General features: G+C 34.5%; 14 protein-coding genes. 1 reads left to right on the top strand and 13 read right to left on the bottom strand.

Annotated features, from left to right (window positions below; translation table 11 throughout):
* Positions 1-126 precede the first annotated feature (126 nt).
* From ribA to C237_RS0104630, 10 genes are read right to left on the bottom strand one after another with little or no spacing between them, the layout of a single operon-like run.
* A complete protein-coding gene (ribA, locus tag C237_RS0104675; RefSeq protein WP_018675336.1) occupies positions 127-711 on the bottom strand; it encodes a GTP cyclohydrolase II in 585 nt (194 codons plus the stop codon).
* 6 nt (positions 712-717) lie between these two features.
* Complete coding sequence (locus C237_RS0104670; RefSeq protein WP_018675335.1) at positions 718-1200, bottom strand: hypothetical protein; 483 nt, start codon at positions 1198-1200, stop codon at positions 718-720.
* Positions 1187-1801 (bottom strand): DUF4254 domain-containing protein, encoded by a 615-nt coding sequence (locus tag C237_RS0104665; protein WP_018675334.1) that lies wholly within the window; start codon positions 1799-1801, stop codon positions 1187-1189. The genes C237_RS0104670 and C237_RS0104665 overlap by 14 nt, the downstream gene beginning before the upstream one ends.
* Before the next feature lie 13 nt (positions 1802-1814).
* Positions 1815-2000, bottom strand: a complete 186-nt coding sequence (tatA, locus tag C237_RS0104660) for a twin-arginine translocase TatA/TatE family subunit (protein ID WP_018675333.1) — start codon at positions 1998-2000, stop codon at positions 1815-1817.
* A 35-nt stretch (positions 2001-2035) separates the two neighbouring features.
* Positions 2036-3589: a murein hydrolase activator EnvC family protein gene (locus C237_RS0104655; protein ID WP_026315498.1), complete on the bottom strand. Its 1554-nt coding sequence runs from the start codon at positions 3587-3589 to the stop codon at positions 2036-2038.
* On the bottom strand, positions 3586-4380 hold the full coding sequence (gene lolB1, locus C237_RS0104650; protein WP_018675331.1) for a lipoprotein insertase outer membrane protein LolB1: 795 nt from the start codon (positions 4378-4380) through the stop codon (positions 3586-3588). The genes C237_RS0104655 and lolB1 overlap by 4 nt, the downstream gene beginning before the upstream one ends.
* Before the next feature lie 58 nt (positions 4381-4438).
* A complete protein-coding gene (locus tag C237_RS0104645) occupies positions 4439-5455 on the bottom strand; it encodes a sugar phosphate nucleotidyltransferase (protein ID WP_018675330.1) in 1017 nt (338 codons plus the stop codon).
* A 46-nt stretch (positions 5456-5501) separates the two neighbouring features.
* Complete coding sequence (locus tag C237_RS0104640; protein ID WP_018675329.1) at positions 5502-6962, bottom strand: lipopolysaccharide biosynthesis protein; 1461 nt, start codon at positions 6960-6962, stop codon at positions 5502-5504.
* Positions 6963-7020: 58 nt separating this feature from the next.
* Positions 7021-7440: an OsmC family protein gene (locus C237_RS0104635; protein WP_018675328.1), complete on the bottom strand. Its 420-nt coding sequence runs from the start codon at positions 7438-7440 to the stop codon at positions 7021-7023.
* A 15-nt stretch (positions 7441-7455) separates the two neighbouring features.
* Positions 7456-8715, bottom strand: coding sequence for a putative DNA modification/repair radical SAM protein (locus tag C237_RS0104630; RefSeq protein WP_018675327.1), 1260 nt, complete (start codon positions 8713-8715; stop codon positions 7456-7458).
* Between the two features lie 101 nt (positions 8716-8816).
* Between C237_RS0104630 and C237_RS0104625 the strand changes: the two genes are divergently transcribed.
* On the top strand, positions 8817-9284 hold the full coding sequence (locus C237_RS0104625; protein ID WP_018675326.1) for a hypothetical protein: 468 nt from the start codon (positions 8817-8819) through the stop codon (positions 9282-9284).
* Between the two features lie 73 nt (positions 9285-9357).
* Here the strand turns inward: C237_RS0104625 and C237_RS0104620 are convergent, their stop codons facing one another.
* From C237_RS0104620 to C237_RS0104610, 3 genes are all read right to left on the bottom strand, one after another.
* Entirely contained in the window at positions 9358-9669 is a 312-nt protein-coding gene (locus tag C237_RS0104620) for a hypothetical protein (RefSeq protein WP_018675325.1), read from the bottom strand.
* Between the two features lie 26 nt (positions 9670-9695).
* Positions 9696-10505: a M48 family metallopeptidase gene (locus C237_RS0104615; RefSeq protein ID WP_018675324.1), complete on the bottom strand. Its 810-nt coding sequence runs from the start codon at positions 10503-10505 to the stop codon at positions 9696-9698.
* A 68-nt stretch (positions 10506-10573) separates the two neighbouring features.
* Positions 10574-11596, bottom strand: coding sequence for a quinone-dependent dihydroorotate dehydrogenase (locus tag C237_RS0104610; protein ID WP_018675323.1), 1023 nt, complete (start codon positions 11594-11596; stop codon positions 10574-10576).
* Between the last annotated feature and the right edge of the window lie 51 nt (positions 11597-11647).

Here is an 11647-nt window from a genome sequence, read left to right as displayed (position 1 = left end):
TTAATAAAAAAATATTGGAGTTTACAATAAGAAAAAAAAAAAAAAAATGAATATTATACTTTTTATATTAAAAAACACATAATACTTAACATAAACACAAATTAAAAAATGTTTTTTATTAAAACTTTAATCCAACAAATGTTTAAAATAATCTTTTTTAACATTTAAATAATCTTGATTCGTCTCGTTAGGCTTGATATTTAAAGGGATACGATGGTGCAGTTTAATAGGGCTATCCTCTACAAATTTAATTTTTTCAGGATTGTTGGTCAGTAAATTAATTTCTTTTATTTTAAAATAATCTAGAATTTCAATTGCACTACTAAAATCTCTGCCGTCATCAGGTAAACCTAATTTTAAATTAGCTTCAACTGTATTTAGACCTTGTTCTTGTAAGGCGTAGGCTTTCAGTTTATTGATGATTCCAATATTTCTTCCCTCTTGTCTAAGATAAATAATCATTCCACCATGTTGTTGTAGATAAGCCATCGCGGCATCTAGCTGTTGCCCACACTCACATTTTCTTGAATGAAATACCTCCCCCGTAATACATTCTGAATGGAATCTTACATTCACAGGTTGACTAAAATCCGTATTTTCAGCAACCAATACTAAATGCGGCATCCAATCCGACTCATCTTTTGAAAATGCCATAGTACGAAATAGACCAAAATCAGTAGGAATATTGGCTTCAGCCTGAAGTTTTAACATGGTATTTTATTTAGCAGATTGTTTTTTGGATGCTTCTATAAGGTTGATATTGGTTTTAATTTTTACCAAATAGAAGTTTAAAGTTTCATTATCTTGAGGGGATAATGCTTTACGATATTTCTGAACTTTTTTATAGGTGTTCTGAATATCTTTTAAAGATTGTACTCTTTTGTCTTCATTATATTTTTGTGTAGCATACAAATATTCAGAGATATGAGATTTTAGATGATTGACGCATTGGTTGATATCATGATTTTCAAACACTGGAAAAGCTGTGACTACATTGGATAAATCAGAGGTGTATTTGAGTCTCTCTAAATTAGTTTCTACATGATCTAGAGATTGATAAACAGAAAGATCATTTTTATCCATAAAGTTTTGTGATAATGGCGATAAATTTACCTTTTCTACTGAACAAGAACCACTTACCACTATCAACATAACTCCTAATAGAGAAAGAAGAATATCTATTTTTTTAAGTATTTTCATTTTTTTGATAAAGAATTGGGTTAAGACTCTCATCATTATACATCTTCATTTGCTTATAAGTTTTTATCTTATTGTTACCGTTTTCAATATCTAAAAGTAATTGGTCTATTGCCTGGCTTAAATCTTTCTGTTGTTCTTTTAAAACCATCAATTTATGCTGACACTTTTGTTTGTGCATCTCATCAGCCGTAGCTCTATTGGCTTCTATTGCCATGTGATACACCTTTAAGGCTAAAATTGACAATCTATCAACTGCCCAGGCTGGACTTTCGGTATTAATTTTTGCATCGGGTTTTGGCTGAACAGATTGGTATTGCTCTAAAAAATAATCGTCTATATACTCTACCAAATCTGTTCGTTCTTGGTTAGATTTATCAATTCGTCGTTTGATTTTTAAGGCCTCTAAAGGCGCTATATGCTCGTCTCGAATGATGTCTTCCAAATGCCATTGAACGGTATCAATCCAGTTTTTTGAATACAAAAGATGTTCCAAAGAGCCTTCGCTGTAGGGATTTTTTTCTATAGTATCCACATGATCATAGACATGATAATCCAAAATGGCTTGGTTAAAAATCCCCCAAGCCTTATCTGAAAAAGACATATTTCGTACGCTTTTAATTTACCGTTTTATCCTCTTCTTTTTTCTCGTCTTCTTTTACGGCATCTTTAAATTCTTTGATGCCAGACCCCATACCTCTCATCAGTTCAGGAATTTTTTTCCCTCCAAAAAGAAGCAATAATATTACGACTATAAGGGCGATTTGCCACGGCCCTACTGCGCCTAAAATTGTTAATAACATATTTATATTTTTTGCAAATTTACAACAAATTTATTTTATCTAGACACCCAGCCTAATGGATCAACAGGCGAACTACCATTCCAAATTTGGAAGTCTAATGAATAAGAACCTTCAAAATCTTGAGCTATGGTCCCTATTGGTGTTCCCGCAGATACTTTTTGGTTAGGCGATACCGATACATCTGATAGATTACTATATATGGTAAAGTAACTACCGTGTTTCACGATTACCGTTTTAGTCCCTCCTACAAAAGATATTCTAGACACTTGTCCTGGGAATACACATTTTGCTTTGGCTCCAGGTGATACGGCAATTCTAATCCCATTATTTTCTTCCACAATATTTTTAAATACTGGGTGAGGCTGCCTTCCGAATCTATGTGTCACTTGACCTCTATCTACTGGGAAACCTATCCTACCTCTATTTTCTTCAAAATTAGCCCCTGCAATAGCACCCACGCCAAAAGCCGTCATGGTTTTTTCCTCTACTTTTTTCTTTTCTTCGGACTTCTTTTTAGCTAATTCTGCTTCTGCAGCTCTAGCAGCAGCAGCTTTATCTGCGGCTTCTTTCGCTTTTTCTGCAGCTTCTTTAGCATCTTTCTCTGCGGCTATACGACGCGCTTCGTTTTTTGCACTTTCTTCAGCTTTAGCTGCTTCTATTTTTTTTCTGGCTTCTTCAGCTTTTCGCTTTTCTATCTCTGCCAATCTAGCAGCTTCAGCTTCGGCTTTTTTACGCTCGCGTTCTAAGGCTTCTTGTCTGGCTTTATTTTCAGCGTCTATTCTAGCTTTCTCTCTAGCGGCTGCCTCGCGGGCAATTCTTTCACGCTCTAGCCTTGCTTTCTTTTCTGCCTCTTCTTTAGCTTTAGCCGCGGCAATTTCTTCTTTAATAATTTTTCGAATTTCGCCTTCTATTTTTTTAGACTGCGCTTGTTTTTGATTTAGTTCAGCCGTAAGCCTTTGTTCATTTTTCTTAAACTCTTCCAGTAAAACTTCTTTACCTTTTCGTTCTTCTTGAATGACCAATAAATCTTTTTTCTGCTGTCCCAATAGATTTTCTTTTTCTTGCACCGAACGCTTTTTCAGCTCAATAGTTTTAAGAATTTGGTTTGCTTTATCTGTAATTTCAGCTGCTTTTTTATCTTGGTAATCTGAATACTGTTTAAGATATTGCACTCTTCTAAGGGCTTGTCCTAAGTTTTTTGAGGATAAAATAAAAGTCACCTTGTTTTGAATGCCTTTATTTTTATAAGCCTTGATTAAAATTTCAGCATAATTTTTTCTTAAAACTTTTAATTCTCTTTTGTTCTTATTAATTTCTAATTGGCGTTTGTAAATATCATCTTCAATAAAGCGTTTTTCTTTTTGAGTATTTCTAAAAATTTGCTCTCGAAGTTGAATTTTCTTGGCGACATTGTTAAGATAAGCCAAAGAGAGCCTAGCTTCATTTTTAGTCTTAGCAAGGTCTGCATTGATAAGAGCAATTTGTTTTTTTAATTCCGCATTTTGTTTTTGAAGTTGTTCTTTTTTTTGAGACCACATCAAAGCAAAACACAAAATACTCAATAGAAAACTTAGCTTTTTTACAATCATTTAATTTCTTTCTTTTGATAATTACTTGGAACCACATATGGGGTATCCATTGTAGAAAAGTCAAATTTCGTATTTTCAATCAAAATTTGGTCGGTTTTTTTGTTTTTTATAATAATTTTAACATTCTGAGGTATTTTCATATCAGACAGTTGGCCCCAGTTATCATAAAAAACTTCTAAATAATCTGCTGTATTTACTTCCGACAATCTTATTTTTCTTAGATTTAATGCAGTATCGTATCCCAATTGCATAGTGTAGAATTTCTTTTTCCCATCTACCTCTACTTTTTGATTCGTTTTAGATGATAACACATACCCTTCCGCATTTTGAGTTAAAGTATAATCTTTAGGATTAATTTCTACAAACGCCTTTCCTAACAATAAATTTTGTAAAGCTTGATAATCAATAAAATTCACATTCAACAATTGATTAAGATAAGTAAAATCCGAATCAATATAAGTTTTATTATATTTTTCGTAGGCCTTTATACCTTGTGGTGTAGCCATTCCCCTTGCCACATTAAAAAATAACGCTGAAAGATTAATCCACACTTTTTTATCATTTTCTATATAAACCAAAGCGTCTAAAGTAGGAATAGCACTCCCATTCTCAACTTTTATTTTACTTGAAATTTTTAATGCATTAAAATTTGATTTTTGATTAACTTTATCAAAAAACGCACGGGTATTTTCTAATGGTTTATGTGTATCTACCGGCTTTTTAATAGTATTTTGCTGTGTACCACAAGCCACTAATACACCTAGCATTAGGGCATAACTTATCTGTTTCATTGGAATAGAATTTATTTAATTTACGATAATCTAACGATTATCGTACCAAACCCAATGGTTATTTAGACAAAAAGTCTAAAACCGAATAATCTCCTAACGAAATTTCACGAGACACCCCATAATATTTAGCAGAATTTCCTATCATAGAATTACTTAAATTCCCATGGTTGATAATCGTGTTTTCTTGAATTAATGAATTCTCGATGTTCGAATGTTCTACCTCTGTATCATTACCTAAGGAAACATTAGGTCCAATTTTAGAATTCTTAATGACTACATTTTCTCCAATAAAACATGGCGGAATAATTAGACTATTTTCTATCGTAGCGGATTCTGGATAAGACGACATGGTTTCCTTTTCGTACTGAAGGATTTTACTATTAGTTTCCACCGTTGCATTTTTGTTCCCACAATCCATCCAATCATTTACCTTACCTAAAGAAAACTTAGCTCCTTTTTGTCTAAGGTTTTCTAGTGCTGTGGTTAATTGGTACTCTCCCCCTTCCATAATACCTTGATCCATGATATAATTAATTTCATTCATCAATTGCTCAGCAGATTTAAAGTAATAAATTCCGATAATGGCTAAATCTGAAACAAAGGTTTGAGGTTTTTCTACAAAATCCGTAATGAATCCGTTATCGTCTAATTTCACTACGCCAAATGCAGAAGGGTCGTCTACTTTTTTCACCCAAATTACCCCATCAGAATTGGTATCTAACACAAAATCTGCGCGAAATAATGTATCTGCAAATGCTACGACAACATCTCCACTCATGGAAGCTTCTGCACATTTTATCGCATGTGCCGTTCCTAGCGGCTCATCTTGAGTATAAACACTGCCTTTAGCGCCTAATTTTTCTGCTATTTCTTTTAGTGATGCCTTTACCTCATTTCCAAAATCTCCAATGATAAATGCAACTTCCTCTATCGGCTGCCCTGCTACTTTGGCAATATCTTCTACCAAACGCTGTACAATAGGCTTTCCAGCAATAGGAATTAAAGGTTTTGGAACGGTTAAAGTATGTGGTCTTAGTCTGGACCCTCGCCCAGCCATAGGTACTATTATTTTCATTGTATTGTTTTAAATTTTTACAAAAGTAATGAATTATGATGAATTTTTATGGACTTCGCCTTTTCAAAATTTTATTGACAATAGTTTTCTCCTTATATATTACAAACGCTAAAAATAGAATAAATAATATATTCCCCACCCAATAATTGGTTCTAAAATAATGGAATGACACCAAAGCAAACCCAACGGTAATGCCTAAATAGTCCAATATCTTCCCCGTGTTATAAGGAATAGGGTATTTAATGCGTCCCCATATATAAGAAACCACCGTCATGGTAACAAAGGTAAGCAATGCGCCTGCTGCACTGGCATAATACCCATAGTCTGGAATAAACATTACATTAACCGCGATGGTTACCGCAGCACCGATTAATGAAATATAAAGCCCCACGCGGGTTTGGTCGGATAATTTATACCAAATTGATAAATTAAGATAAATCCCCAAAAATAGAGCCCCCAACATAACATAAGGAATAATTTCAATCCCTTCATAATAAGCTGCATTGCGTAGGTATTTTTCTGAAATCCATTGAAGATTAACCATCAAAAATAAATAAATAATACAGTTGCAGATTACAAAAACATCCATTAATACGGTGTAGGTTTTATGACTGTCTTTATTTTTAAAAGTAGAGAAGAAATAAGGTTCTATTCCCAGTTGATAGGCTTGTCTAAACACGGTAATAAATGTGGCGATTCTATAGGATGCACCATAAACTCCAATCTGATGACGGGCTTCTTTATCAGGCAATAAATATTTTAGAAACTGCCTATCCATAGTTTGATTGACTACCCCTGCCAATCCTGCTACCATCACAGGCCACGAGTAGTTCATTATGCGTTTCCATAATTTAAAATCAAAACTGCGAATACTAAAATTGACAAACTCTTTTCCTACTATCAACAAAGTAATAATACTCTGTGCTAAATTCCCAATAAACACATAACCAATGCCAATTTCAGGGTTGTAATGAATACCTAAAAAACCTTCTGGTCTATTTTTTAAAAATTGAATGTAAAATACCACAACGCCAAAATAGGCTAACGCTCCCAAAACCTTAGATAAAGTATATTGCAAAGCCTTACCCTCTAGCCTTAATACCGCCGAAGGTATCGTTGAAAAGGCATCTAGCGACAAAATAAAGAGGAAAATTACCAAATAATTCACTTGGTCGGGTGTATCAAATGCATTGGCTAAATCCTGACGAAATACATAGCCCAATATTAAATAAATGAGCCCACAAGTAAGCACGCTAAGCGAAGTGGTAGAAACCAAAGTCTTTTTAGAAATATCATCCTCCTGTGCAAATCTAAAAAATGAGGTTTCCATTCCATGAGTGAGCAATACTGTAATAACACCAGCAATGGAATACCAGTCTACAAATGGTGATGACGCAGATGGGCCAAAAACCCGCGTAACAATCGGGGAAATGATAAAAGGAAATACCCGAACTAATACCGAACTCAGTCCATAGATAGCCGTTTGCCCAAATAATTTTTTATACACTTAATTAAATTTTCGGCAAAGATAATTAAAGAAATAATAAAGACCATTAAAGTTTAAATTATAATGTTTCGCCGTTTACCGTTACTTTGTAATGGATACTCACTTTTGGCTCTAAAGTTTTAGAAACCGAACAGTATTTTTCAAATGAAAGTTGAGCCGCTCTTTTTGCTTTTTCGTGAGCAATATCGCCTTCCAACATAAAATGAACCATAATACTTTTAAAAGGTTTAGCTTCATCTTCTTGCTGGCGTTCGCCTTCTACTTCTGCCTTAAAATCGGTAATGCTTTGGCGTTGTTTTTTAAGGATATTGACCATATCAATCCCACTACAGCCTGCTACTGCCATTAGTAAAGCCTCCATTGGGGAAGCCCCTTTAGCATCTGGCTGCGAGGTATTATCAAGTAAAATTTTAGCACCTTTAGTATTGGCACATTCAAATAAAAAATCGTCGTTGATTCTATTAAGTGTAATTTTCATATTTCTATTTTTTAGTTAAAATAAAGACAATTGCTGTGAAAATGGACTTTTCCATTTCGAGCGTGTCCCGTTTAAAATCATTTGTCTAAAATTGACCTTGTCAATATAAGCATTATATCTGTTTTCCGCATCAAATTCTATAAAAAATTTCGCTCTATTGGTCGCGACACCTATTTTTTTCAAATGGTCTAAATTCAACTTTTGAAACCTTCTGGCTTTTAAAATCTTATAGACCGATTTTGTACCTACACCCGGGATTCTTAGCAACATTTCTTTTGGTGCTGTATTGATATTGACTGGAAATTTATGGCGATGCCTTATCGCCCAAGCCATTTTGGGGTCCAATTCCAAATCTAAAAATGGATGATGAGTATCTAAAATTTCATTAGCTTCAAAACCATAGAAACGCATCAACCAATCTGCTTGATACAACCGATGCTCCCGTTGCACTGGCACCTGTGTATCTAGCGAAGGCAAACGATTGTCCGCGAGTACAGGTACATACCCCGAGTAATACACGCGCTTCATTTCATATTTTTTATAAAAATAATCAGCAACATGGATAATTTTAAGGTCAGTTTCATTAGTCGCACCAACAATCATCTGAGTCGATTGACCTGCGGGTGCAAATTTTGGGGTACTTTTAATGATTTTTCTTTCGGATTTGTAGATTTGAAGTTGATTTTTAATTAACCCCATAGGTTTTACCAAATCTTTATGAGATTTATCTGGTGCCAACAACTTCAACCCTGACTCTGTTGGAATTTCTAAATTTACCGAAAGCCTATCGGCATACAAGCCTGCTTCTTGCATCAATTCATCGCTCGCACCAGGGATAGATTTTAAATGAATATAGCCATTAAATCGATGTTCTTTTCTTAACTTTTTAGCCACTCTTACCAAACGCTCCATTGTAGTGTCCGCATCTTTAAAGATACCCGAACTTAGGAATAAGCCTTCGATATAATTTCTACGATAAAAATTCATCGTTAAATCTACCACTTCATCCACCGTAAATGCAGCACGCTTAATATCATTACTTTTCCGCGATACACAATAAGCACAGTCAAAAATGCAATGGTTGGTCAACAAAATTTTGAGCAACGACACACAACGACCATCCTCTGTATAAGAATGACAAATTCCAGAGGTATGGCTATTACCCAAGCCACCATTTTTATTTTTCCTATTTCCTCCACTAAAAGAACAGGAAACATCATATTTGGCAGCATCGGCTAGAATTTCTAATTTTTCTTGAATGCGTTCAAAATTCATAAACCTTACTAAATTGAATAACAAAAATAAAGATTTTTTCTTTGTAAATTTTTCTAATATAGAAATTTTATCGTAACTTTATCTTCTAAAATAAATTATCAATGAGATTATTCATCGCCACAATAGGATTGCTCAGTATTGTTTCTTGCCAAAACAATGAAAAAATTTCTGATGTCATCGCTGAAGAACGCGATACTGTTGCTGTTGTAGAAGCACCAAACAACCAAGGGCTAAATGCTACCAATACCCCCAATGAAACATCGACCTCTAAAACAGCTAAAGATAAAGTTGTTTTTTCTAAAAATGGGAGCGATGTGATTACTTTTAATACCGTATCCAATGTGGGAGTTGCCCACATCAATGGTAAAACTTATCCGCTCAATCAAATGTTATTTGAAGAAAGCACTTATACCTTATCTGGTAAAGGCATAGAAATTATCTTAGAAGATGGTGATTTTGACACGAACAATAACGGCTGCCTGACTGGCGAATTTCCAAAAATGACCGTAGATATCAATGGAACAACCACTACCTTTGACCATATAAAAGTTAAAGATTGTACAAATTAAACACACCTCAGATTGATGCAACACACAATTCAGGAAAAAAACCAGAACAATTAAGTTCTGGTTTTTTGTTTTTTTATAATGCTGTATTGTTATTGTGTGCTTCTTGTCTAGCTTGTTGAGCTGCTAAAGACGCTGCTTGTTTTTCAATTTCTTGTTTTTCGCGCTGTAGTCTTTCATATTCTTTAATTTTAGCAGCCTCTCTTACTGCATTACCTTTGCTCACATAGCCAACCAAACCTCCAATAATCAAGCCTACACCTATGCCAGCCATCATTCCCATGAGATGAGAAATAGTAATTCTTTCAACAGAAAAATCTGTAGTCATATAAAATAGAATGGCTGCAATCCCTGCAAGTACCACACCTGTAATCGTTAAACTTTTCATAGTTTTATGTTTTATAATTTTTGTTTTTATAATTTTCCGCCTGATGCCTTATAATATTCTAAAGCTTTAGGCAAATGTTTTTGAATATCTGCTCTCCTATGTTCTGGATTAGGGTGTGTAGATAAGAACTCTGGAGGACGGCTTCCATTGCCAGAAGCTTGCTCCATTCTTTGCCAAAACGGTTGGGCTTCACGAGGATCATAACCTGCCATTGCCATGATATAGAGTCCCATTTGATCTGCTTCCAACTCTTGGTTACGCCCATATGCCAAAAGTGCGCCTTGTGCCCCAAGTGGATAAGCAATGGAAAATATCTGTCTTAATTTTTCATCTTTTATCGCTAAACCACCAGCTAAGCCAACCCCCTGAGCAATCATAGCAGAAGAAATTCTTTCATTACCATGTCCCGCTAAGGCGTGAGAAACTTCGTGCCCCATGACTACTGCCACTCCAGTTTCACTTTTACACACTGGCATAATACCCGTATAAAAAGCCACCTTACCACCTGGCATACACCAAGCATTTAATTGCTTATCATCAATCAAATTAAACTCCCATTGATAGTTAGATAAATCACCTTCTCTACCAATGGAACGATAATAATTTTCTGCTGCATTTTTAATCCTTAGACCAACATTCTTCACTTTTTTAGCATCTGTAGTCCCTGTAATCACTTTTACTTTGGACAATGTAGCCTGATACTGCTGAAGCCCCATTGCTGCTAATTCACTATTACTCATAAACTGAAACGACTTTCTACCCGTCATCGGATTCACCGTACAAGCCACTAAACTCGCCACAATTGCTCCAGTACTTAAAATATTTTTGATTTTCATAATCTTTTTTTCTAAATATTTAACAATTATTATTCCAAAATAACATTTTATCCATTATCAATCTTAATTTATGATTGAGAAGCCAATATTTTCTCATTTATTTCCTTTATTAATCGAGGGCCTTCATATATAAATCCTGTATACAGTTGAACTAAAGTTGCCCCTGCATTTAACTTTTCTATCGCGTCATCAGCCGTATGTATCCCCCCCACCCCAATGATTGGAAATGTACCATTACTTTTTTCAGATAAAAATCTAATCACTTCGGTTGATTTTTTTGTTAAAGGTTTTCCAGAAAGCCCTCCTATTTCTGTTTTATTTTCGGAGGTTAAGCCTGTTCTACTAATTGTAGTATTGGTTGCAATTACCCCATCAATATGGGTTGATTTTACAATATCTATAATATCTAGCAATTGTTCATTCGTTAAATCTGGAGCTATTTTTAGTAGTATAGGCTTGCGTTGAGTTTGCTTTGCATTTTCGTTTTGAAGTTGATTCAAAAGATGCGTTAAAGGTTCTTTTTCCTGAAGCGCTCTTAAATTGGGCGTATTTGGTGAACTTACATTAACCACAAAATAATCTACATAAGGAAACAGCGCATTAAAACAAATGATATAGTCCTTTTCTGCTGATTCATTCGGTGTTACTTTGTTCTTTCCAATATTGCCTCCTATTAACACATGATTATTTTGTTTCAAACGAGTCACTGCCGCTTCAACCCCTTCATTATTGAAGCCCATTCGGTTGATAATAGCGCTATCTTCTACCAGTCTAAACAATCTTTTTTTATCATTCCCAGGCTGGGGTTTAGGCGTCAATGTACCAATTTCTATAAAACCAAATCCGAATGCCGATAGTTCTTTGTACAGTTTTGCATCTTTATCAAAGCCTGCTGCCAGCCCTACGGGGTTTTTAAACTTTAACCCAAACACCTCTCGTTCTAAACGCTTGTCCTTAACTTCAAACTGAGCATTAACAAAAGATTTAATAAATGGTAATTTAAATGCAAATTTTAAGAATTTAAAAGTAAAATGGTGTACTTTTTCAGGGTCAAAGCGAAAGAGAATAGGTTTAATAATTGATTGATACATGGTTCATATTTAGGGGTTATGCAAATTTAAAAAAACCTTTTTATATTCTGG

This window comes from Riemerella columbina DSM 16469 (assembly GCF_000374405.1).
Classification (GTDB): Bacteria; Bacteroidota; Bacteroidia; order Flavobacteriales; family Weeksellaceae; genus Riemerella; species Riemerella columbina.
Note: the sequence above shows the minus strand (reverse complement) of the source record. Positions and strands in the feature narration are given on the sequence as shown.

Coding starts and splice junctions, on each gene's coding strand:
- ribA (WP_018675336.1), bottom strand. CDS start 711: ATGTTAAAACTTCAGGCTGAAGCCAATATTCCTACTGATTTTGGTCTA.
- C237_RS0104670 (WP_018675335.1), bottom strand. CDS start 1,200: ATGAAAATACTTAAAAAAATAGATATTCTTCTTTCTCTATTAGGAGTT.
- C237_RS0104665 (WP_018675334.1), bottom strand. CDS start 1,801: ATGTCTTTTTCAGATAAGGCTTGGGGGATTTTTAACCAAGCCATTTTG.
- tatA (WP_018675333.1), bottom strand. CDS start 2,000: ATGTTATTAACAATTTTAGGCGCAGTAGGGCCGTGGCAAATCGCCCTT.
- C237_RS0104655 (WP_026315498.1), bottom strand. CDS start 3,589: ATGATTGTAAAAAAGCTAAGTTTTCTATTGAGTATTTTGTGTTTTGCT.
- lolB1 (WP_018675331.1), bottom strand. CDS start 4,380: ATGAAACAGATAAGTTATGCCCTAATGCTAGGTGTATTAGTGGCTTGT.
- C237_RS0104645 (WP_018675330.1), bottom strand. CDS start 5,455: ATGAAAATAATAGTACCTATGGCTGGGCGAGGGTCCAGACTAAGACCA.
- C237_RS0104635 (WP_018675328.1), bottom strand. CDS start 7,440: ATGAAAATTACACTTAATAGAATCAACGACGATTTTTTATTTGAATGT.
- C237_RS0104630 (WP_018675327.1), bottom strand. CDS start 8,715: ATGAATTTTGAACGCATTCAAGAAAAATTAGAAATTCTAGCCGATGCT.
- C237_RS0104625 (WP_018675326.1), top strand. CDS start 8,817: ATGAGATTATTCATCGCCACAATAGGATTGCTCAGTATTGTTTCTTGC.
- C237_RS0104620 (WP_018675325.1), bottom strand. CDS start 9,669: ATGAAAAGTTTAACGATTACAGGTGTGGTACTTGCAGGGATTGCAGCC.
- C237_RS0104615 (WP_018675324.1), bottom strand. CDS start 10,505: ATGAAAATCAAAAATATTTTAAGTACTGGAGCAATTGTGGCGAGTTTA.
- C237_RS0104610 (WP_018675323.1), bottom strand. CDS start 11,596: ATGTATCAATCAATTATTAAACCTATTCTCTTTCGCTTTGACCCTGAA.